Source organism: Pedobacter changchengzhani (genome assembly GCF_004354365.1).
Lineage (GTDB): Bacteria > Bacteroidota > Bacteroidia > Sphingobacteriales > Sphingobacteriaceae > Pedobacter > Pedobacter changchengzhani.
On record NZ_SJCY01000003.1, the window covers coordinates 433,467 to 456,995 of the forward strand.

21 protein-coding genes and 1 tRNA gene are annotated in these 23,529 nt (G+C 35.2%); 8 read left to right on the forward strand and 14 right to left on the reverse strand.

The annotated features are described in order from the left end of the window. Window positions 1-75 precede the first annotated feature (75 nt). The 6 genes from EZJ43_RS06930 to sppA form a co-directional block, all read right to left on the reverse strand. Entirely contained in the window at window positions 76-927 is an 852-nt protein-coding gene (locus EZJ43_RS06930; RefSeq protein WP_207924579.1) for a sulfurtransferase, read from the reverse strand. 87 nt (window positions 928-1,014) lie between these two features. Then, on the reverse strand, window positions 1,015-1,512 hold the full coding sequence (locus tag EZJ43_RS06935) for a SixA phosphatase family protein (protein ID WP_133261950.1): 498 nt from the start codon (window positions 1,510-1,512) through the stop codon (window positions 1,015-1,017). Further along, entirely contained in the window at window positions 1,505-2,536 is a 1,032-nt protein-coding gene (locus EZJ43_RS06940; protein WP_133261951.1) for a glycosyltransferase family 9 protein, read from the reverse strand. The genes EZJ43_RS06935 and EZJ43_RS06940 overlap by 8 nt, the downstream gene beginning before the upstream one ends. 176 nt (window positions 2,537-2,712) lie before the next feature. Beyond that, window positions 2,713-3,315 carry a DUF4254 domain-containing protein gene (locus EZJ43_RS06945; protein ID WP_133261952.1) on the reverse strand — a complete coding sequence of 201 codons (603 nt, stop codon included), beginning with the start codon at window positions 3,313-3,315 and terminating at the stop codon, window positions 2,713-2,715. 263 nt (window positions 3,316-3,578) lie between these two features. After that, complete coding sequence (locus EZJ43_RS06950) at window positions 3,579-5,255, reverse strand: helix-hairpin-helix domain-containing protein (RefSeq protein WP_133261953.1); 1,677 nt, start codon at window positions 5,253-5,255, stop codon at window positions 3,579-3,581. A 214-nt stretch (window positions 5,256-5,469) separates the two neighbouring features. After that, a complete protein-coding gene (gene sppA, locus EZJ43_RS06955) occupies window positions 5,470-7,236 on the reverse strand; it encodes a signal peptide peptidase SppA (RefSeq protein WP_133261954.1) in 1,767 nt (588 codons plus the stop codon). A 54-nt stretch (window positions 7,237-7,290) separates the two neighbouring features. Between sppA and folK the strand changes: the two genes are divergently transcribed. Beyond that, complete coding sequence (gene folK / locus EZJ43_RS06960; RefSeq protein ID WP_133261955.1) at window positions 7,291-7,788, forward strand: 2-amino-4-hydroxy-6-hydroxymethyldihydropteridine diphosphokinase; 498 nt, start codon at window positions 7,291-7,293, stop codon at window positions 7,786-7,788. A gap of 20 nt (window positions 7,789-7,808) precedes the next feature. Next, entirely contained in the window at window positions 7,809-8,183 is a 375-nt protein-coding gene (locus EZJ43_RS06965) for an Hpt domain-containing protein (RefSeq protein WP_133261956.1), read from the forward strand. Here EZJ43_RS06965 and pssA read toward each other — a convergent pair. Together pssA and rho are read right to left on the reverse strand one after the other, a co-directional pair. Further along, a complete protein-coding gene (gene pssA / locus EZJ43_RS06970) occupies window positions 8,180-8,872 on the reverse strand; it encodes a CDP-diacylglycerol--serine O-phosphatidyltransferase (RefSeq protein WP_133261957.1) in 693 nt (230 codons plus the stop codon). The two genes, EZJ43_RS06965 and pssA, sit on opposite strands and share 4 nt — an antisense overlap. Before the next feature lie 83 nt (window positions 8,873-8,955). Continuing rightward, on the reverse strand, window positions 8,956-10,692 hold the full coding sequence (gene rho / locus EZJ43_RS06975; protein WP_133261958.1) for a transcription termination factor Rho: 1,737 nt from the start codon (window positions 10,690-10,692) through the stop codon (window positions 8,956-8,958). A gap of 284 nt (window positions 10,693-10,976) precedes the next feature. Here rho and pyrF point away from each other — a divergent pair, with 284 nt between their 5' ends. Further along, the gene (pyrF, locus tag EZJ43_RS06980) at window positions 10,977-11,807 is read left to right on the forward strand and encodes an orotidine-5'-phosphate decarboxylase (protein ID WP_133261959.1); all 831 of its coding nucleotides are present in this window, start codon (window positions 10,977-10,979) and stop codon (window positions 11,805-11,807) included. A 187-nt stretch (window positions 11,808-11,994) separates the two neighbouring features. Further along, entirely contained in the window at window positions 11,995-12,363 is a 369-nt protein-coding gene (locus EZJ43_RS06985; RefSeq protein ID WP_133261960.1) for a GxxExxY protein, read from the forward strand. Between the two features lie 116 nt (window positions 12,364-12,479). Here EZJ43_RS06985 and EZJ43_RS06990 read toward each other — a convergent pair whose 3' ends face one another. Together EZJ43_RS06990 and EZJ43_RS06995 are read right to left on the reverse strand one after the other, a co-directional pair. Then, entirely contained in the window at window positions 12,480-13,127 is a 648-nt protein-coding gene (locus EZJ43_RS06990) for a uridine kinase family protein (RefSeq protein ID WP_133261961.1), read from the reverse strand. After that, complete coding sequence (locus EZJ43_RS06995) at window positions 13,127-14,659, reverse strand: LysM peptidoglycan-binding domain-containing protein (protein ID WP_133261962.1); 1,533 nt, start codon at window positions 14,657-14,659, stop codon at window positions 13,127-13,129. Before EZJ43_RS06995 ends, EZJ43_RS06990 begins: the two co-directional genes overlap by 1 nt. Before the next feature lie 259 nt (window positions 14,660-14,918). On the opposite strand from EZJ43_RS06995, the gene EZJ43_RS07000 reads away from it, so the two are divergent. Both EZJ43_RS07000 and EZJ43_RS07005 read left to right on the forward strand, forming a co-directional pair. Continuing rightward, complete coding sequence (locus tag EZJ43_RS07000) at window positions 14,919-15,398, forward strand: Dps family protein (protein ID WP_133262025.1); 480 nt, start codon at window positions 14,919-14,921, stop codon at window positions 15,396-15,398. A gap of 86 nt (window positions 15,399-15,484) precedes the next feature. Continuing rightward, window positions 15,485-17,320 (forward strand): UbiD family decarboxylase, encoded by a 1,836-nt coding sequence (locus tag EZJ43_RS07005; RefSeq protein WP_133261963.1) that lies wholly within the window; start codon window positions 15,485-15,487, stop codon window positions 17,318-17,320. 13 nt (window positions 17,321-17,333) lie between these two features. Here the strand turns inward: EZJ43_RS07005 and EZJ43_RS07010 are convergent, their stop codons facing one another. Further along, a complete protein-coding gene (locus EZJ43_RS07010; protein ID WP_207924580.1) occupies window positions 17,334-18,683 on the reverse strand; it encodes a M28 family metallopeptidase in 1,350 nt (449 codons plus the stop codon). Window positions 18,684-19,199: 516 nt separating this feature from the next. Between EZJ43_RS07010 and EZJ43_RS07015 the strand changes: the two genes are divergently transcribed. After that, window positions 19,200-19,496, forward strand: a complete 297-nt coding sequence (locus tag EZJ43_RS07015; protein ID WP_133261964.1) for an RNA recognition motif domain-containing protein — start codon at window positions 19,200-19,202, stop codon at window positions 19,494-19,496. 87 nt (window positions 19,497-19,583) lie between these two features. Here EZJ43_RS07015 and EZJ43_RS07020 read toward each other — a convergent pair. From EZJ43_RS07020 to EZJ43_RS07030, 3 genes are all read right to left on the reverse strand, one after another. Then, window positions 19,584-19,655, reverse strand: a tRNA-Arg gene (locus tag EZJ43_RS07020). A 157-nt stretch (window positions 19,656-19,812) separates the two neighbouring features. Further along, window positions 19,813-21,039: a metallophosphoesterase gene (locus tag EZJ43_RS07025; RefSeq protein ID WP_133261965.1), complete on the reverse strand. Its 1,227-nt coding sequence runs from the start codon at window positions 21,037-21,039 to the stop codon at window positions 19,813-19,815. A 94-nt stretch (window positions 21,040-21,133) separates the two neighbouring features. Beyond that, a complete protein-coding gene (locus tag EZJ43_RS07030) occupies window positions 21,134-22,723 on the reverse strand; it encodes an ATP-binding protein (RefSeq protein ID WP_165953096.1) in 1,590 nt (529 codons plus the stop codon). A 313-nt stretch (window positions 22,724-23,036) separates the two neighbouring features. Between EZJ43_RS07030 and EZJ43_RS07035 the strand changes: the two genes are divergently transcribed. Beyond that, window positions 23,037-23,483, forward strand: coding sequence for an RrF2 family transcriptional regulator (locus EZJ43_RS07035; protein ID WP_133261967.1), 447 nt, complete (start codon window positions 23,037-23,039; stop codon window positions 23,481-23,483). Window positions 23,484-23,529 lie beyond the last annotated feature (46 nt).

Consider the following 23,529-nt stretch of genomic DNA (forward strand, 5'->3'; position numbering starts at 1 on the left):
ATATAATGTTTTAAGCACTGGTTGTAAGATCAGTGCTTTTTTTGGTTAAAATGGCAAGTCTGATTACGGATATTTCTATATTTCAGTTGCAAAATTTTTGTTATTTCTAGACCATTCGCTCCAAGAGCCAACATATAGTTTTGGAATTTCTAAGCCTGCATAATCAATTGCTAAAAGTGTATGACAAGCTGTTACACCCGATCCACAATGTATAATTACGTTTTCGAAGCTATTTTTATTAATTATCGCTTCGTATTTCATGTGCAATTTTTCTGGCGTTAGAAATAATCCATCTTCATCTAAGTTGGTCGAAAAAGGAATATTTATAGATCCAGGAATATGTCCAGCTATTAAATCTAAAGGTTCGTTGCGTCCACAATAGCGGTTATTTTCCCTCACATCAATTACAGTATAATTTTCTTTCAGGGCATTTTGTTCAACTTCTTTCATCTCAACAATTGGTAAAATCCAACCGCGATGTTTATAGGTCCCACTAATCTTCGGTATTTCCACTTTATCGTTTACAGGAAAACCTATCTTTTCTGCTTGTTGAAATCCACCATTTAAAACTTGTACATCTTCGTGCCCAATCGATTTTAACATCCACCAAAATCTTGCTGCGGCATTTGCTCCATCTTTATCATCGTAAATAACAACGTGCCCTTGTGCCGTTATGCCAATATTTTTCAAAGTTTCGGCAAAGTCTTCAATTTTTGGTAGCGGATGTCTTCCACCATTTGATAAGTCATCCTTTACATCTGCCAATTGTGAATTTAAATCCACAAATATTGCGGTATCCAAATGTTTTCGTTGATAGTTGGCTTTTGAAGATATACCGTTACTTACATCTACAATAATTACATTTTTACTTTTGTATAATGCTAATAATTCGTCTGCTTGAATTAAAGGTGAAATGCTATTACCCATATTTCGAGTTGTTTATTTCGGGAGTTGATATCTTTTTTATGTTCAGTATGTGATGACGTAATTTCAAAGGTTTATTTAAATTAATCCTTACATCTCATCACTATTTTTCGGGTAATCGAAGAAAACTAACTCTCCAATACCTCGGCTTACCATTTCCCAACTATCAAACGCGAACGAAATTAAAACCATGCCCGAAGTTGGTATATTGTAGATGTTTGCATTGCAAAGTTCGTTTGCAAAATCAGTTAAGCCAGGATTGTGCCCGAACAAAACTACTGTATCCGCTTCACTATTAAACTCATTTACAATTTGCAATAGGGTAGAAGTGTTGGCTTCGTAAATACCTTTAATGGTTGTAATTTGCGTTACCCCATATATTTCGGCAAAATATTTTGCGCTTTGTAAAGCTCTATTTGCCGGACTGCTTACCATTAAATTAAACTTAAAGCCTTTGTTTATCAAGCGTTCGGCCATTTCTGGGGCATTTTCTTTACCACGATTATTTAAAGGTCTATCGAAATCTGCTAATCCTGCATTTCCCCAATCCGATTTAGAGTGACGGACTAATAATAATTGCTTAGCCATTTAGTTTTTCTTTAATTTTATTTACAATTGTTTGTGGATTGATCAAATCCATGCAACTTTCAACACCACAAATACAGGGTTTGTTTCCGTAAATAGAGTTAGGTCTTGAGGGATGATCGATTTGAATGCAATCATTCTCTAACTGTCCGTAGCCCAAAAAGCCAGCATAAGGGTGTGTTGGTCCCCAAACTGAAACAACAGGAATTGCCATTAATGATGCCATGTGCATGCCCGAAGAATCCATACTTAGCATTAAATCTAAATTAGATATAATGTTTAACTCTTCGGTAAGTGTGAAATTCCCGATTAAATTATGGGTATTTTGGAATTTTGTGCACCATTTTTCTGCGACCTCTTGCTCCGACTTTCCACCGCCAAAAATAAAAACTTCATAACCTAATTTTGTTAAGTCGGCAAGCACTTCCTCCATTTTATTTAGCGGATAAACTTTATAAATGTGTTGTGCGAAAGGTGCTATTCCGATTTTTTTAATTGAATGATCTTTAAATAATCCTTTTGCTTCAGCAGGAAGTGGTTTTTGATTTTTAATCAATTTATGACTGAGCTCAATTTTGAAATTCAATTGCCGAAAAACATCAGCGTAGCGTTCTACAGTTTTTCGTAATGGTTTGAAGATTTTATTGTTAAGTCTGGTTAAAGCTTTTTTTTCTGCTCTACCTTTGTCAATTCGCCTAATTTTCGTTCCCGCAAAGCGGAAAAATGTCGAAATGGTTCTACTGCGAATGTTATCGTGTAAATCTGCAACGGCAGTAGGTTTGTATTTGCGAAGGGCTTGAAATAGTTTATATAGCCCTAAAACACCTTTATGCAAGTTGTTAGGCTGGATGGCGTGGAATGTTAAATTCGGAATATCAATAAAAAATGGTTTAAACGTATTTCTACTAACCATTATGAGTTCTACTGAGGGATTTTGACTAGAAAACTCTTTTAAAACTGAAGCCACCATCGCAACATCGCCCATAGCCGAGAAACGTAAAACGATGATTTTTTCTTTTAAGTGCATAGGTGTTGACGTGTCGTCATTGCTAGGCACGAAGCAATCCTAATTCTATGAGTTAAAATAGCGATTGTTGTAAGATTGCTTCGTACCTCGCAATGACGATTTTTTAAACTTTTGTTATTTAATCTTTTATCCCCAAACCCCAAAGGGGCTTTTATTACGCAAGTAGCTTTAGTCTTTTAGCTTTTTCTGTACAAAACTGGATTCAAACTAGGATCGTTGTACATTTTCATTTGCTTATACACTTTCATGTATTTTTTTCCAGCTTCTATATCGGCCAGTAATTCATCAATGCTTGTAGATAAATCATCGCGTTGCGATAATAATACATTTAATTTTATTTGGCATTGCTCACGGTGTGCCGTAGAAGCTGTAGAACGCTCCGCTTCCTCACGCATGTGGTAGATTTTTAATGCTAAAATAGATAATCTATCTAACGCCCACGCCGGACTTTCGCTATTAATTTTTGCATCTTGCAAAGCAGATACTTTGTTGTATAAATTTAAAAAATAGCCATCAATAAACTCAACCATATCCGTACGAATTTGATTTTGTGCATCAATGCGTCTCTTCCAGCTCAAACCTTCAACAGGATCAATATTTGGGTTGCGAACAACATCTTCCATGTGCCATTGTGCAGTGTCTATCCAATTTTTAACATAAAAAAGATGCTCCAAACTATCCTGATTATAAGGATTTTGTATGGCTTGATCGATGTTATCAAACTTGTGATAGTCGGTTATTACTTGATTAAATACGCGGTTGGCAATTTCACTTATCATGTAGCAAAGATATTAAAAGATTGTTATCAGTTTGTAGTTATCAGTTTTGAGTTACTAGTTATAAGTTACTGGTTGCGAGTTTGGAACCTTAGATTTCGCCCGATGGGATGCCTTTGATATAATTTTTGGTTTTCCAATTTAAGAAATTAAATTTTATAATAATTAAAACAATCAGTTGGAGAACGAATTTCCCCTAAACCCTAAACCCTAAACCCTAAACCCTAAACCCTAAACCCTAAACCCTAAACCCTAAACCCTAAACCCTAAACCCTTTTCCCTTCAAAATACGCCGTAATTTCCACCAACGAAAATGCATTTAAACATTTTTCGGCACTTAATCCGCCCTTGCGACCAACCATAATGCCATAACGCATATCATGAAAACCTTCTGTTCTATGTGCATCGGAATTTATAGAAAGTAGCACACCTTTTTCTAACGCATAACGATGCCAACGCCAATCTAAATCTAAACGTAACGGATTTGCATTAATTTCGATCACAACTTTATTAGCCGCACAGGCATCAATAATTTTTTTATAATCAATCGGGTAGCCTGCACGAGTTAGCAATAATCTTCCCGTTGGATGACCGAGAATGGTTGTGTACGGGTTTTCTATGGCTTTTAGTAGTCGCGTAGTTGCCTTTTCTTCATCCATTCGTAAATTGCTGTGAACAGATGCCACAACAAAATCGAAGCTTTTTAAAACTTCGTCCGAATAATCTAACGACCCGTCGTTTAAAATATCACTTTCTATGCCTTTAAATATTTTAAAAGGAGCCAATTTTTCATTAAGCGCATCAATTTCTTTGTGCTGTGCAAATACGCGTTCCTCATTTAATCCTTTGGCGTAAAAAGCGGTTTTAGAATGGTCGCAGATGCCAAAATACTGCATATTTAATGTTTCCTTGCAATAAATAGCCATTTCCTCCAAAGTATGCACTCCATCACTATAAGTAGAGTGATTGTGCAAACTTCCTTTTAAATCTTCGTAGGTAATTAAATTAGGTAGTTTATTTGCTATCGCAAGTTCAATTTCGTCGAAATCTTCTCTAAGTTCTGGTTCGATAAAAGCCAATCCAGCTCTGCTGTAAATATCTTTTTCGGTTGAGAAAGACCCATTGCCTGCCAATTTCAAAACCTTTTCTACATGTTCTGCATTTCCAGTTTGCTTAAACCATTCTAGGTAAAAGTTCTCTTTGGGTATAACTGAAATTCTAATTTTCAATCCTGATGCGTTGGTTGCTAAGAAAGCATTTTCGCCTGCGATAATGGATATATGTGTAAAATTTAATAATTCCTGCTCAACTGTTTCAGGGTTTTCAGCACCAATAACAAAGTCTAATTCATCAATTATTTCGCAATAACGACGATATTGACCAGCAAAACCTAATGATGAATTATGATCTACTTTTACCAACCACTCAGAAATTTGAGTAAAAAGCGTACTTGCATAAGCTTCTACCTTTGCATATAAAAACCTACCGTTGGCCGCCAACTTAAACTCAATGGCATTTTTAATTTCCTCTTGTGTTTTTAAGCCAAAGCCTTTCGCTTCAATTAATCTATTTTCATTACAGGCATAATAAAGTTCGCCAATACTTTCTATACCAAGCACGCGCCAAATAATGGCTATTTTTTTTGGCCCGATACCTTTAATATCTAGCATCTCAACTACACCTTCAGGAGTTTTAGCAATAATGGTTTTGAGCTCTTCAAGTTCGCCAGTTTGTAAAAGCTCAACAATTTTAGATGCAAGGCTCTTGCCAATTCCATCAATTTTGTCAATCTCATCAATGGGTTTATCTTTTATGGCAAAAGGCAACTTATCAATTTTAAAATATGCATTGGCAATCGATTTTATTTTGAAGGGATTCTCTTCATGTAATTCCATCAATTGCGATAATAGACGTAATGTGCGGGCGATGGCCTTGTTTTCCATAAGCGGTAAAATTAGGAAACCATTGTGGTTTTTCAAATTGGAAAACGGGAAATAAAATAAAAGCCGAATTTTATAAAATGAAATTTAGCTAAGTTTTAGTTCAGTGTAAAACAAAAGAAGTCAAGTTTAAAAAACTTGACTTCTTTGAAATTTAAATCAACGTAAATATTGCACTATACATATTTGATTGATAGCTATTTGGAAATAAATAAATTTATTTTATCACCGCTTCAAAAGGCATCCTTGCTTGCATACCCGAGCTTCCCATTACCTTTTTAATTTGTTGATATAGTAAATAATTATCACCTAGTTCTTGCTTAGCATAATAAGTTTTTACTTTATCGGTACCATCGGTAAGTAACGACTTAATTGGGTCAACAACTTCTGGGTATTCTACAACCTTATAATTTTTTAGTTTCGCTTTTTTTGCTGCAGATTTAATGGCATCGTTAAAACTGCCTACTCTATCTGCTAAACCAATTTGTACGGCATCTGTTCCTACCCAAACGTGGCCACCGCCAACACTATCGATATAAGTTTTGGTTTTTTTTCTGCCATCCGCTACGCGAGTGATAAAACCATCATAAAACCTATTTAATTCACCTTGAATGATAAATTTTTCTCCTGCTGTCATTGGTCTATTAGTTGACATTATATCGGCATACTTGCCGGTTTTTACACCATCGAAAGTAACGCCAAGTTTATTCGTTAACAAATTTTGAAAGTTTGGTATGAGGCCGAATATGCCAATAGAACCTGTAATAGAATTTGGCTGTACAAAAATACTATCTGCTGCACATGCGATGTAATATCCGCCAGATGCGGCAACATCTCCAAAAGAGGCAATAACTGGCTTTTCCTTTTTGGCCAAAACCACTTCTCTCCAAATTACATCAGAAGCTAAAGCATCGCCACCAGGAGAATTTACACGCAACACAATTGCTTTAATATCGTCATCCAATCTGGCTTTTCTAATCGCTCTTGATATGCGTTCAGATCCAATTTGATTGTCGTTGCCTTCGCCACCAGAAATTTCGCCACTGGCATAAATAATTGCAACCTTATCTTCTCCCGTTTCTTTATCAGAGTTGCTTGTTGCATAATCGTTTATAGTTACCGAGCGGATGGTTTCTTTTTTAGAACGGCCTGATAATTTTCTAAGTTCATCTAAAATCTGATCTTTGTACATCAGTCCATCAACCAACTTAAAATCTACCGCATCTTGTGCTTTTTGAATTTTATAATCATCGGCTATTGCATATAAACTGTCTTTTTGCACATTTCTTGATTGCGCAATATCGGTAAGAAAAGTATTGTATAAGCCGTTAACATAAGCGGTAACCTGAGTACGGTTATAATCGCTCATTTTATCTAAAATGTAGGGCTCTACGGCACTTTTATAATTGCCAACACGGATAACTTGCATTTCTACACCAGCTTTTTCTAAAGTACCTTTAAAAAAAGTTAATTCAGATTTAAAGCCTTTAAACTCTAATGAGCCTTGTGGATTGAGGTAAACCTTATCTGCTGCGGAAGCAAGATAATAAGCACCCTGCGTATAAACTTCGCTATAAGCAATGATTTGTTTGTGCGATTTTTTGAAGTCGATTAAGGCGTTTCTAACTTCGCGCATGGTGGCTAAACCGGTATTCGGACTCGTTACATTAATATAAATACACTTTATATTATCGTCGTTTTTTGCCCTACTGATGGATTTTAGTAAATCGTTTAATCCAATACCTTCCTTGCCACCATTACCAATTATAGGTAAATTGCCGAAAGTATTTTTTGGCGTACGCTCGGTAATGGGTTGGTTTAAATCTAAATATAACACACTGTTGCTGCTTACTGCAACACTTTTTTCTGAACTCATGGATGAAACAGCGGCTACCACAATTACAAAGCACAAAACCCCAATAATTACAATAGATAACACAAAACCTACAACTGTTGCAAATACATATTTAAAAAATTCTCTCATTTAAATGTTTTAATTTTATTTTGTAAAGATATAAAAATTGATGACGCATAATATATGAGTTTAGATAACACAACAGCTTATTTGTTACTAGGTGGTAACTTAGGGAATAGAGTACAAAATTTAAAAGATGCGATTGCATTTTTAGCGCAGGATGCGGGCGAAATTATTGCGCAGTCGGCTGTTTATGAAACTGCTGCTTGGGGCAAAACAGATCAGCCTGCATTTTTAAACCAAGCCGTTGCTATTGAAACGCAACTTACCGCACTCGAACTGTTGGAGAAAGCTTTAAATATTGAAGAAAAATTAGGCAGGATTAGACTAGAAAAATGGGGCGAGCGCCTTATTGATATTGATTTAATATTGTTTGGAGAGGAAATTATAAATATTGAAAGTAAATTGAATATTCCACATCCTTATATGCAAGACCGTAAATTTGTAATGAAGCCTTTAGCAGAAATTGCACCAAACGTAATTCATCCGATATTAAAAAAGACAATTTTTGAACTAAATTGTAATATATTGGATGACTTAAACGTTATAAAAATTCACTAGTAACATTAATTCGCTTTTCTATGCAGAATAACTATGATAATCAGCCCTTAGATTTATCATATCTTTCAGAAATGGTTGGACATGATCCTACATTTATGATTGAGGTTTTTAATACTTTTATTGACCAAACACCATTTTATATGGCCGATTTGGAATCTGCATTGTTGCGCGAAGATTTGGAAAAGGTTGGCAACTGTGCACATAAAATAAAACCAACGCTAATTTACGTGGGTAGGGCTGATGTGAAAGAAATTGTCGAAAAAATAGAATTCGGTGCGAGAAATGGAGATTCGATCGAAGAAATCAAATCTTTAGTAGAATTATTTAAGCATGCGCTCGAACGAATTTATGTGCAATTGGAAGAAACCAAGTTGCTTTTGTTAGCCAAAAGTTAAGAGTCGCTATTCATTTTAATACCTCGAAAATGGATAATTGATAAGGCGATGTAGGCCACTAAAACAAAAGGTATTGCTGCGAATTTTAAGAATGCAATCATAACGACAGATAGCATTAGGAAAATAAATTTCATTTTATTTTTGCCCCAACTTAAATCGCTAAATTTCATCGAAAATATTTTAATCTCGCTAACCAATAAATAACTGGTTATTAAAATTGTGGCGATTAAAATTAAAGTTGACCCAATAATCGAAGGATAATCGACAGCTATAAACGGTAATGAAACAATGAATAACGTATTCATCGGTGTGTTTAACCCTATAAAATCTTCTGTTTGTCTTTCATCAATATTAAATTTTGCCAAACGTAGCGCAGAAAAGACCGTTATAATAAAGCCTAAGTAAGGCAAGTATTCAGATGGATAATCGCTGGTTTTTAAGAGTTGAAACATTACCACCCCCGGTAAAAAACCGAAGCTTACCATGTCTGCCAAAGAATCTAATTGTTTGCCAATTTCTGATTTTACGTTCAGCAATCGAGCAACCATACCATCAAAAAAATCGAATAAACCCGAAAGTAAAACAAAATAAGCTGCAATCTGCAATTCTCCTTTAAAGGCGAAAACAACGCCTATACAACCCGAAAATAAGTTTGCGCAAGTAATTGCATTAGGTATGTGCTTTTTCATTTTAAAAGTTTTAAGTGTTAAGTTATACGTTATAAGTAATTGACAAGCAACTTAAAACTTACAACGTATAACTTACTACTCTGCTAGCTGTTCATCGAAATTAAAAATTCTTCATTGCTCTTTGTGCCTTTAATTTGCGCTTGTACAAATTCCATAGCTTCTTGGCTATTCATATCTGCTAAGTGGTTACGCAAAATCCAAACCCGTTGTAGCGTATCTCTATCCAATAATAAATCATCTCTACGTGTACTCGATGCAGTAATATCAATAGCAGGGAATATACGTTTGTTAGATAATTTACGATCTAACTGTAATTCCATATTACCAGTACCCTTAAATTCTTCGAAAATTACCTCGTCCATTTTAGAGCCTGTATCGGTTAAAGCAGTTGCTAAGATAGTTAACGAACCACCATTTTCGATGTTACGTGCTGCACCAAAGAAACGTTTTGGCTTGTGCAAAGCATTTGCATCTACACCACCAGAAAGAATTTTACCCGATGCGGGTGCAGTAGTATTATATGCCCGGGCTAAGCGTGTAATCGAATCTAATAGAATAACCACATCGTGGCCACTTTCTACCAAACGTTTAGATTTTTCTAAAACAATATTGGCAATTTTAACGTGGCGTTCGGCAGGCTCATCAAAAGTAGAAGCAATAACTTCAGCTCGCACGCTTCTAGCCATATCCGTAACCTCTTCTGGGCGTTCGTCAATTAATAAAATAATTAAATAAACCTCTGGATGGTTTTTGGCAATAGCATTGGCAACCTCTTTTAATAAATTAGTTTTACCAGTTTTTGGTTGCGCAACAATTAAACCACGCTGCCCTTTTCCAATTGGCGTAAACAAATCCATAATACGGGTAGAATAGTTGCTATTATCCGTAAATAAATTTAATTTTTCTGTCGGGAAAAGTGGGGTTAAATAATCAAACGGAACGCGATCGCGAACATCTGCTGGTGTACGTGCATTTATAGTTTCTACCCTTACCAAAGGGAAATATTTTTCGCCTTCTTTTGGTGGACGGATACTGCCTTTAACGGTATCGCCAGTTTTTAAACCAAAAAGCTTAATCTGACTTTGCGATACATAAATATCATCAGGAGAAGTTAGGTAATTGTAATCTGCAGAACGTAAAAAACCATAACCATCGGGCATTATTTCTAAAACACCCTCATTGGTAATTACATTTTCAAAATCTAAATTAGAATAACTGTTTTCTGTTTTATGGTGATTTCCGCCTCCGGGTTGCTTCTGCGGACGATTGTCTTCGCGCTGTGGCTTTTCTTTTTGCTCTAAACGAACTTTTTGTACTGGCGCAACAGGCTCTGCACTTTCTTGAATTAAAGCAGAAATTGATTTTGTAGCTTCTTTATTCTCCTCAACTTTTTCAGGCTGTTTTGCTTCCTGTTGTTGATGGTTTTGATGTTGCGGCTCATCAAATAAAGTTACAGATTCTCTGCGTTTTTCAATTGGCGCCGATGGTTCGTCTTTGTGCAAACGTGCTCTCTTTTTTGCAGGTTTTTCTGCGCTTAAAGCAACATCATTTGTTGGCGCAACCTTTGGCTCTTTCACTGCTTTAGTAACTTTTACCTTCGCCACTGTAACAGGTTCAGCTTGTGTTGCAACGGGTTCTACCTCAGCGTATGGGTCAGGACCAACATTCGAGCTAGCTGCTTTTACTATTTCCTGCTGATGTAAAAGTACTTCAACAAGGTCAATTTTTCTTAAGGAGTCGGCACTTTCAATGCCATAACTTTTAGCAAGCTCACGTAATTCTGCTGTGAGCTTTTCATTTAATTCTGTTTTACTAAACATTCGAAATATATATGTTTCAAGAAATTTTAAATGGTTTCATTAATGTTTATTGACTGAATACGACCAAAAAAATGCGATTAAAAATTGAAGTAACTAAACAAGTTTTGATGGATTTTTCTGGATACTCAGATAAACGGTTGAGAAATTATGATGCAATTGTATGTATTTGAAACGTAATCTGCAAGAGAAAGTTTCGAATGTTTAAAAAAAATATTAAAAATAGCGTTGTTATTTTCTTAAAGAAAGTTAAAAATCTTCATATTTGCATAAACTAAGCCACTTTTATGACTAAGCAACAGCTTTTTGAGCAGATACAAAAAAAACGTTCTTTTCTTTGTGTTGGTCTCGATTCTTCTCTCGATAAAATACCAAAACACCTATTAAAGTACGAAAATCCAATTTTAGAATTTAATAAGCAAATTATTGATGCCACCAAAGATTTGTGTGTTGCTTACAAACCCAATACTGCATTTTACGAATGTTATGGCAAAAAAGGGTGGGAAACTTTAATTGATACATGGAATTATATACCTAAAGATATTTTTAGCATTGCTGATGCCAAACGTGGCGATATAGGAAATACTTCGGCTATGTATGCCCAAACTTTTTTTGATGAATCATCGTCTGGCATGAGTTTCGATTCGGTTACTGTTGCGCCATACATGGGAATAGATTCTGTAAAACCATTTTTAACTTTTAAAAATAAATGGGTTATTTTATTGGCCTTAACTTCAAATGAAGGTCATGCAGATTTTCAATTACAAGAAATTGGTGGCGAAAGGCTTTTTGAGAAAGTAATTAAAACTTCATCTGCTTGGGCAAGTGATGAGCAAATGATGTATGTGGTAGGTGCAACTAGGGGTGCATCATTCGCCGATGTACGCAAACTCGCGCCGAATAATTTTTTGCTTGTACCAGGCGTTGGCGCACAAGGTGGAGATTTAAAAGAGGTTTGTAAATATGGCTTAAATGCTAAATGTGGGTTATTAATCAACTCATCGAGAGGTATTATTTATGCAAGTAATGGCGAAGATTTTGCGGAAAGGGCAAGAGAAGAGGCTTTGAAGTTGCAACAGGAAATGGAAGGTATTTTAACGGAGGTTGGGTTGGTTTAGGTTTGCCACAAGTTTTTATATTAACCACAGATAAAATGGATGAACACAGATAAGGGTTTTGGTTATTCAGTTTATTTTCAAACACGTTATCGGTGTTTTATTAAATGCAAAATTAAGCTTGCAAAGAAGGTTTTATTATTATCAAATTGAGATTCGTGATATTGTATTTGAAATTGCTTAAGCTATAATGGACATAAACGAAATAACTGAAAAAATAATTGGCGCATCCTTTAAAGTATCCAATACGTTAGGTTGTGGGTTTTTGGAGAAAGTGTATGAAAATGCTTTATATATAGAAATAAAAAAGACAGGTCTTTCGGTTATAAAACAATATCCGTTACAAGTGTATTACGAAAAACAAGTTGTAGGTGATTATTTTGCTGATTTACTTGTTGAAAACGAGATCATTGTCGAGTTAAAAGCAGTAAAAGATCTTAACGAAGTTCATCAGGCTCAACTGATGAATTATTTAATTGCATGTGGTAAGCGTTGTGGTTTGCTCTTGAATTTCGGTAAACCTAAAATTGAGATAAAAAGGATGTTAAACGGATTTTAATTCGATTTCTTTTGATGAAACATTCAGCTTAAATAAAAAAGTTGTTTAGCGGTGTTTAGAGATAAAAATTATTATCCTTACAATCTGTGTTTATCCGTGGTTAAATACTAAAGCTATTAAATCCCAGCCAATACCGTATTTCGAAGCTCTACGGATATTTGATCGGTAATGCCAATAATATCTTCCGGCTCGTTACTATTGTTAAGTACAATTAAGTTACACTCATTTTTGTAAGGCAGCAAATATTCATTATAAGCAGGCACTACATGGTTGTTCCATTTGTATAAAACATCTTCTTCGGAATAGCCACGCTCTAAACCGTCGCGTCTAATTCGTCTGTCCAAAGCCACCTTTTCCTCTGCATCAACAAAAATAGTATGATCTAACAACGATGATATTTCTTTAAAGTGTAGAATAAATAAGCCCTCAACAATTATAATAGGTGCCGATTTTATTTCTAAAATTTTTACCACTGCCAACGGATTATTGAAGTTATATTCCTTTTTATAAACTGCCTCGCCATTTAAAAGTTGCTTAATATCTTTTAAAAATTGCTGACTATCAATGGTAGATGGAAGATCGAAATTGTACAATTTATTTTCTTCCTGCGTTAATTCTCCTGCCGGAATGTAATAGTCATCCTGCGAAACCAACGTCACCTCATCTTGAACAAAATGGTGAAGAAAACAGTTTAAAAAGAACGTTTTGCCCGATCCGCTACCGCCGGCAATACCAATTATAAAAGGTTTTTTATTCGAACTCATTATTGTGCACTATAAATTAAATTACAGAAAAATCTTTTATCTAAAGCGCCTAAAGAATCGGCAACTGCCTTAGTCATTACAATTATAACATCTTTTGTTGATTCATTTTCAGTAAATTTTCCCACAACTTTTGCAAATGTTGTACGGTTTGTCATTGGGTTAGTAATTTTTATTACCCTGCCTATTGGTGCAGTACGGTGTAAAACCAACATTTTCGATGAATCTAAATCTGCATCAGAAATCCATACTGCAGTTCCTTTTTCTTCAATCTGACTTAAACCATAAACACTCGGATCTCGGCGAAGTTTGGGGTCTTTAACAGATGTGCTATCAACTTCTCCATCTTGCTCAATTTTAGAAACCTCAGCAACCGATTTTGGCTCAGGAGGTTTCGGGATAGCTAATTTTTGCCCAACAGTAATCGTATTATCCGTTAGGTTATTCGCCACCCTAATTTGGTAAGCCGTTAAATTATACTTTTGGGCGATTACGAAAATATTTTCACCCTTTACAACTGTGTGGATAGAACTATCTGTTTTCGGACCTGGAACATCTTCCTTAACAGGTTTATGAACAGGCTTTTCTTCAACTACTTTCTTTTCTTCAACTACTTTTTCTTTTGTTGCAGGAACCTCAATAGTAATATTTGATGGAATTTTTAAAGTTTGCCCTGCCGTAATTACATTATCCTCTAAATTGTTTGCTTTTCTAATTTGATAAGCGGTGAGCCCGTACTTTTGGGCGATGGAGAAAATATTTTCGCCAGCTTTAACGATATGTTTCCCATTAACGTCTTTGCTTTTTTCTTCGACTGCAACTTTATCTGGCGTTTTTTGGCTTAATCCCGCATCTTCGATATTTTTAACAGCGGGGATTTTTAACACTTGTCCAATATGTAAACTATTAGAGGAAAGATTATTTGCTTTTTTAATTTCTTCGGCAGTTGTACCAAAGTTCTCAGCAATCTTATTTAAATATTCTCGTGGCTTTACTGTATAATCTACAAACGTTACGTTGGCAACCTCGTTATTTTTTACTGAAGCAACACCTTTCTCAACAGGAATTGGTACAACAATAACTGGCGTGCCCTTCGCCGGAATTTTTAATACCTGGCCAATTCGCAAATTACTGCCTGTTAAATTGTTTAACGTTTTAAGGTCTGCAAGTGTTACACCGAATTTCTCAGCAATAGCATTTAAGTTGTCTTTTGGTTTAACAACATAATCTTCAGTTTCGGGATTAACTATGGCTTTAGCAACCTCGGTTTTAAAAGGCAAATTGGTAGGTACTTTTATAATAACCCCAATTTGTAAAAACTTGTTGTCGTTAAAAGCCATAATATCCTTTGGCGAAACATTATAGCGCCTACCTATTGAGTAGTAGGTTTCTTTGGCTGTTGCTTGGTGGAGGATTGTTTTCTTTCCATTGTGGTTTTCTACACCGATAGAATCTATTAGGGCATTGGCTTTTACAGTTGCTGTTATTGTACTTAGGGCAAATAATAGTGCTGTAGTTGCGAATATTTTGTGCATTATTTTTTATTAATTTTTTTAATCAAAGGAAGCAATTATACGAATAATATTATAAAACGACGGTTTTAGCAACCGCTTGAAGTATGATAATCGATAAATGAAAATACTATTTTTCTATTTTCTAAAGTTTTACATACTTCAACTTTCGAATATTATAAATTATAAACGAACAGATATTTATGGTATTGCTTTAAATGTTTTTTTCTTGAAACTTTCCATGTTCTGGTTTGTTAAACAAGCATATAAAAAAAATAAAATTATGGATGCTAAAGAAATAAGCTTAAACGAAAAACAAGTTAAACCTGTTGTAGATTTATTAAATGATTACTTAGCAAGCTATCATATACATTATCAAAAGTTAAGAGGTTGCCATTGGAATGTTAAAGGACAAAACTTTTTTACCCTTCACATTAAATTTGAAGAATTGTACACAAACGCACAACTTACTATAGATGAGATTGCTGAAAGGGTTTTAACCTTGGGTAAACCACCTCATAGCCGTTTTGCCGATTACATTAAAGAATCATCAATAAAAGAAATTAATACCATTGGTTTGCATGATATGGACATGGTTGACGCCCTATTGGATGATATGGCTAAATTAATTGAAATGGAACGTGAGCTTTTAGAGGCGACAGATAAAGCAGGCGATGATGGTTCCAATGATATGGTAAACCGTTTTATGCAGTTTAAAGAGAAAAATACTTGGATGCTAAGATCATTTGCAGGTAAAAAATAGACTAAAACTGAGGCCGAGGTTAAGATTGAGGTTGAATCAGCCTGGTCTTACCCTCAACCTTAACCTCGTTTCTATATATTTGCACCATGGCATACAAAAGTTTAGTGGCGTGCATTGTAGATTTGGAAAAAAATGGTCACCTTATTCGAATTAAAGAAGAAGTAGATCCATATTTAGAGATGGCCGCTATCCATCTCCGCGTTTTTGAAAACAATGGTCCTGCGCTGCTTTTCGAAAATATCAAGGGCAGTCCGTTTCCAGCGGTTTCAAATCTCTTTGGTAGCCTAGAAAGATCAAAATTCATATTTAGAGATACGTTGCCAAAAGTTCAACAACTGGTAGAGCTTCGCAATGATCCGATAAAAGCGATCAAAAATCCAATTAAGTCTTTGGGTTCGGCAATGTCTGCACTTTCAGCTTTGCCAATGAAAACGCCATCAGCAAAAAAGAATTTTTTAAAAACGAGTATTCATCTTTTACCGCAAATTGTAAATTGGCCAATGGATGGTGGTCCGTTTGTAACCATGCCACAAGTATATACAGAAGATGTAGATAAGCCGGGTGTAATGGCTTCTAATCTTGGTATGTACCGCATTCAACTTGGCGGTAATGATTATATTCAGGATAAAGAAATTGGTCTTCACTATCAAATTCATCGCGGTATTGGTGTTCATCAGTCAAAAGCAAATGCCTTAGGTTTGCCTTTAAAAGTAAGTATTTTCGTGGGTGGTCCGCCTTCGCATCCCTTGGCTGCAGTAATGCCATTGCCCGAAGGATTATCAGAATTGACTTTTGCCGGTGCTTTGGGAAATAGGCGTTTTCGTTATTTTTATGATGATGAGGGTTTCTGTATTTCTGCCGATGCCGATTTTATTATAACCGGTACCGTTTATCCAAACGAAAATAAATCAGAAGGGCCTTTTGGCGATCATTTGGGGTATTATAGTTTGGCACATCCGTTTCCGTTGATGAAAGTTCATAACGTTTATCATAAAAAAGATGCAATTTGGAGTTTCACAGTTGTTGGTAGGCCACCACAAGAAGATACTAGTTTCGGGGCACTTATTCACGAAATTACAGGTTCTGCCATCCCGAAGGAAATAAACGGACTAAAAGAAGTAAACGCCGTAGATGCAGCTGGCGTACATCCCTTATTATTTGCCATCGGGAGCGAAAGATACACGCCATTTTTGAGTGGTCGAAAACCTCAAGAAATTTTAACAATTGCTAATCACATTCTTGGTAAAAATCAGTTAAGTTTAGCAAAATATCTTTTTATTGCGGCACAAGAGGATGATGTAAACTTAAGTACGCACGATGTTGAACCATTTTTAACGCATATTTTAGAGCGGATTGATTTAACTACCGATATTCATTTCTATACCAATACCACTATTGATACTTTAGATTATAGCGGAAGTGGTTTAAATTCAGGCTCGAAAGTGGTTATTGCTGCAGCAGGAGATAAAAAAAGAAACTTATCGTCAGTTATTCCAACTAAATTAAAACTGCCCGAAGGGTTTTCCAATCCGCAAATGGTTATGCCCGGTGTTGTGGCTATAAAAATAACTCCTTATCAGGATGAGAAGCAGACCGCTTTAGAAATACAAGCCTTAAATAGTACGCTCAAAAATGAAGATTTAACGGGTTTGCCTTTAATAGTATTATGTGATGATGCTAGTTTTACAGCGAAAACCATCAATAATTTTGTTTGGGTAACCTTTACGAGAAGCAACCCGGCTGCCGATATTTATGGCATTGATGATTTTACTAAAAATAAGCATTGGGGCTGTAATGGCGCTATGGTTATTGATGCCCGTAAAAAACCACATCATGCACCAGAATTAATTAAAGATGAGAAAATTGAAGAAAAAGTAAATAAATTAGGTGAGCCAGGTGGTTCGCTTTATAATATTATTTAACCATTTGTAAACGCTACCTTCCAATTTCCGGCACAACAGTTAAGCTTTCATTTCCTGCTAAGCCAACGCTTTGCACGGCAAATAAATAATTGTCTTTGCTGTAAGGTAGCCTTATTTCCGTGTCGGTAGTGAAAAATTTCTTTTCCCAAACTGGGCTACTGGTTTCGCGCATTAAAACAAAATATCCTTTTACTTCTCCGTTCAGCGGGGCTTTCCAATATAAATAGCTAAAGTTGCTAAGTGTTTTAACTTCTATCTTCACTTCAGTTGGCATGGATGGTGCTTTTGCTAAATTGGCCAAAACCGCAATGTTGGCGCAAGTATTTTTCCGTAGATACTCAAAGTCCATAAACTCCATTAAATCGCCATATTTAATGCCGTTTTCGATGCGTAAATCTTGATGTTGGTGATCGAAATTCTCATTCATTTCGGTAATTCTAACGGCAGTAAATCCGTTTTCTACAAAAGGGGAGTGGTCGCCGCCACGCAAAAAGCGATCGTTTCTATAAATTAGTTTCACCTCTAACTGATCTACATAACGCTCTGCAATTTCTTTAACATACCGAGCGAGTAATCTGCTTTTACCATCATTTTCTAAACCAAATTGCCTAATATTTTTTGCGTTTTTTTCTAATTCAAAACTGGGCAAAACTTCGCTAAAAACACGAAGGCGGGTATTGTCTATTATATTAGTGCCACTACTGTTGTTGTTTCCAATCATATCGTTGTTAAGCATGGCTTCGACATTCCAATTTTCTTTTTTAGCTTTTTTGGCCATAAAGCCTGATCCCAATAAAGATTGCTCTTCACCACTTACGGCAACGAAAATAATGGTTGCTGAAAACTTATATTGGCTCATAATCCGTGCAGCTTCAATTACGCCGGCAACACCACTACCATCATCATTTGCGCCCGGTGCGTCACTTTCGCGGTTCATAACATCTGTAACCCGGCTATCTAAATGGCCACTTACTACAAAAACCCTGTGGTCGTTTACATCCGTTCCTTTTAAAATTGCAACTGCATTGCCTAAAATGATGTTTTTATCTACCCGTTTTCCGTCGGCAGGAATGGTTACCGTATCTAAAAACGCAGTTAATCGTCCATCGCTTTGCTTCGCAAATTGGCTAAATTTACCAACTACCCAATTTCTGGCAGCACCGATTCCTTTCGTTTTACTTTTTTGATCGCTTAGCGTATTTCGGGTACCGAATGACACCATTTTTGTGATGTAAGATTTCAGCGAATCGGGTTGCACAGCTTTTACCATTTTATCAATCTCCGCATCGCGAATTATTGTTGTTTGTGCCTGAAGAATTAAACTATATGTAGTTAGAATGGCGAGTAAAAAATACTTTTTCATTAAAATAAATTGGACTTTTATAAATACTAATGTTTTTACACAAAGTGAAGCACGCTGAGCAGAAAGCTCCTTGACGAAAGGGCTCAATAATATGAATATCGATTTATCAAATCGAATTAAAATTTAATCAATAAACATGTAGGTTGAAACCATAGATTTCAATTTATTGATCAAAACAAAAATTGGTTAGAAAAAAGGTTTTTATACCGTTCTAAAAATCGAGTAAAAAACAACTATGCCTGCAAAAATAGAAGTAACCCCAAGTATTAAATTCATTGTATCGCCCATAAATCTAATGTAAGAATAAATAAATAGTAAAGTGGTTTTTTTTATTTTTTTTTTTGGTGATTTGATTTCCCTTCGTTTTAAATAAGTTAAAGTAACTATTTTTAGCTATTTTAACATTTCTTGCGGTTTCGGATATTGATTTTTATCTTAATTTATATTAGTTTTACGTATCCGTAAGTTGCGGGAGGATGATTGTGTAAATAAGTGGTATTCTAAATATAGGCATGTATGGCAAAACTTTTTGTAGGTGGTTTATCAGAAAAAATTGATGAAATGGATTTAGCGATTCTGTGCAGTATCCATGGCCACGTAGATTCGATAAAAATTGTTAGAGATAAAGTTACTGCAAAGTGCAAAGGCTATGCTTTTTTGGAAATTCCGAAAGAGGCTGACGCAAAAAATATTGTAGAACAATTAAATGGCGAATTATTTAAAGGTAATACGCTAACGGTTAAGTTATCAGAAGATAAGCCGGTAGCAAAAAAGTATATCCCTAAAAAGCCACAGCGCGATAGAACGGCGTAAATAAATGTGGTTGCAAATTAGCAACTAAATAAAAAGGGCAATTTTCAAAACGAGAATTGCCCTTTTATAATTTTTAAAGCTTTTGTGTGTTCCCGACGAGATTCGAACTCATATCGATGGTACCGGAAACCATAATTCTATCCATTGAACTACGGGAACAATGCTGCAAAGATATAAAATCAAAATCTCATACCCATCAAAATTTAAGAATAGATTTTTGCAATTAAATCAAAACACAAATCGTCATTAATTTAGCAGTAGTTTTAAAACAGAAAATAATTTGTCATTTAAATTTTGCTCTCCAGTTTTTACTCCTTTATGCTTGCTGTTTCCTAAGCTCGATTACTGTAATTTCGGGCCAAATTCCAATCCTGCCAGAAAAACCTAAAAACCCAAAACCACGATTAATGTTTAAATATCGTCCGTTCTCGGTTTTAATTCCCGCCCAATGTTTATAACGAAGTTTTACTGGGCTCCACTTTATACCAAAAGCCTCAATACCAAACTGCATACCATGTGTGTGGCCAGCCAATGAAAGCTGAATTTTATTAGTATTATTTTTTACCTGTGCCTCCCAGTGAGATGGATCGTGAGAAAGCAAGATTTTAAAATCATTGGTGGAAGTACCCAAAAGTGCTTTATTTAAGTCGCCACGTTCCCCAAAACCAATTCCCCAATTTTCAATCCCTGCGAGAATCATCTTATCTGTACCCTTAATTATTTCGATGTGTTCATCTAACAATAACCTAAAACCTAAATCTTTGTGGTAGTTTTTAAGTTGTTGCAAATTATCGGCTTTTGCTTTTTCCGACGGCCATGTTGTATAGTCTCCATAATCGTGATTTCCGAGTATCGAAAACTGTCCGAACGGAGATTTTATTTGTGAGAAATGATTAAGGTAGGGCACAATTTCTGATGCTTTATTATTTACTAAATCTCCGGTAAACACAAATAAATCACTTTTCTGTGCCTTTATCATATCAATACCTTTTTGTACAGCTTTAGCATCGGTAAAACTCCCAGCATGCACATCAGAAATTTGGGTAATTGTAAAACCATCAAAGTTTAATGGTAAATCATCAAAATACAAAATGTGTTTAACTACCCTATACGCATATTTCCCTTTAATTATGCCATAAGCAAACAAGGCCACAGAAACGATAAGCATAAAAAATGCAAAATATACCCAATAAGGATTTCTTGGCGACCAAACGAAACCGTTGGATTGAAAAATAGATGCGAGGCTCAAAATCAGCCGATAAATATCGCCCAGCAACAAGAGTATGGAAAATACAACTTCGGCCACAAACACAATTAAAAAAGCATGACTTGCAATTTGAAATGTTTTATTCATCCCCTTTGCGCGGAATTGCTGAATGGAAAATAGGAGTGTGGCGGAGAGTGCGAGGATGAATAGCCAAATAATGAGGCTAAAATATTGGAGGTGAAATATAAAACTTAAGCCCGAAATGGTATAGGTGCTTAACGCCAAAAAAATAAAGGTTGCTAAAAGTAAAGGTAATAAACTGAGCTTTTTGGCCATTTAAATCGTGTTTAAAATTTGACGTGAAATTAAGTTTAAAACGTAAATATTTTGCCGATTGACCTTAATGATATTTAATTTTACGCTTTATTGATTAAGCCGAATGAGGAGTGCTCCATTTTGCCATTATTAATTTAAGTTCGTTAAGCGTAAATGGCTTTGGTAACACGTCTTTCATGCCAGCAACCAAACAACTATTTCTATCTTGTTGCATGGCATTTGCGGTACAACCAATAATGATTGGCGCTTGTCGATTTTCGCTGGTGTACTTTTTTAAAATTTCGATTGTAGCTGTTAATCCATCCATTTCAGGCATTTGCATATCCATTAAAATGATGTCATAATGCTGGGCTTTCGCTTTAGCTAAGGCTTCTAATCCATCTTTCGCAATATCAAAGCTGTAGCCAATTTTTTCGAGCATTTTTGAAATGATTATGAGGTTGAAATCGTTATCCTCAGCAATCAAAATGCGTGTTTGATGATATTCCTGATGAGGTTCTTTGCCGAGAAGATGGTTTGACTGAGGCACAACTTGCTCGTACTTTTTTACTGGGATAACCACTTTAATTGTCGTACCCGAATTTATTTTGCTGGCTATCGTTATTTGGCCTCCAAGCGTTTCTGTTAATTTTTTACATATTACTAAGCCTAAACCAGCACCTCCAAATTTGTTGTATTGAGGCTTAACTTGAAAAAATGGTTCGAAAAGACTTTGTAGATTCGTCTCATCGATACCAATTCCAGTATCGATAACCTCTATAACAAGCATATCGTTGATTACGTAACTTACGGTTAATTTTACATAACCTGCATCTGTAAATTTAACGGCGTTGCTTAATAAATTAACTAAAATCTGTTTAATCTTTATTTCATCGCTAATTATAAATTCTGGCGCATCAACACTAATTTCAAAAATTAATTTGATGTTTGTGTTGTTAAAAAGTGGTTTAACAATGTTTTTGGTGTCTTTAATAAAACTTCTAAAATTGAATGGAACATTGTAAACTTCCATTTTATTTGCCTCAATTTTAGAAATATCTAACAGATCATTAATAATCTCTATGAGTATGCCGTTACTGGCCTCAAGCATGTTCAGTAAATCGGATTGTTCATCATCTAACTTTGTTAATTTTAAAAGCTGTGATGCGCCAATTATCCCATTTAAAGGTGTCCGCAACTCATGACTCATGTTTGTTAAGAATTTAGATTTGGCAAGCGTAGCACTTTCAGCAATTTCTTTAGCCTCAATTAAATCTTGCTCCGATTTTTCTAGTCGTTTTTTGCTATTTACCAAAATCAACCTATCATAACTAATCACCCTTTTAAACTTGTGAAGCATAACGATGATGATAACCGAAATATCCATAAAAGAAATCACCAAATCAAGGTGTCTAACTTTTTGAGAAGGATGAGCAACGACTAAGTTGGGGTACAGATTTTCCAAAATGACACACAAGCCAATAGAAAGAAAAAATGTATAAATGAAATAGAAATCGTTCTTTTTTGACAAAGCCAGCATGGCAATGGCTAAGTAACAAATGAAAAAGAATGGGGTAGAACCCAAAGAGCCACCATTTAAAAACCATGCGGGAATTAAACTTAGAATGTTGCCTATAAAATACCATAAACTTCCTTCCTCAGTTACCTTATCCTTTAAAGCGTAGTAATAAAAGGTACCGTGCACGATAATTCCAAATAAGACATACGCATTTAGTATCCATGTTATGCCCAAAAATATATCTGCTATGATATTTAAGATGGATATGAAAATTAAGCATAGACAAAACACCGCAAAAAGTTTGGACTCTCTGCTTATTTTTTTCTGAGAAATATTAAAAATGCCGGTGTTTAGGAACATAGGGTTTGGCTATTTCGAATGGTAAGATAATATTTTTTGTTTAAAAAAGTTTAATGTTCAATTTTTAAAGTAAAAAATAATATTGCTTAATTAATGATGTTTTAAATGTTGCTATGTTTTATTAGCTTTGTAATTATATATGCTATCTAAAAAAACCAAATATGCCATAAAAGCCTTAGTTGCCCTTGGTAAAAATGCGGATAACCCACCGATGCAAATTTCTAAAATTGCAGAGGAAGAGCATATTCCCAAAAAATTTTTAGAGCAAATTCTTTTAGATCTACGCAACGCAGGCTTTCTTTATAGTAAAAAGGGTGCAGGAGGCGGTTATAGCTTGAATAAAAAAGCAGATGAGATTTTTTTGGTTCACGTAATGCGTGTTACCGATGGCCCGATTGCCATGCTTCCATGTGCAAGCTTAAATTTTTATCACAAATGTGATGAATGCGAAGACGAGAAAACTTGTGGTATTCGGAGCGCTTTTATTGATGTTAGAGATGCCACGTTAAAAGTTTTAGCAGAAACAAGCATTGCCGATGTTATTGCTAGAGAAGGTGATCTTAAATTCAAACTCGAAAGTTTGTAGATACTTAAAAGGTATTTCTTGTTGAGTGATGCATAAAAAATTTCAA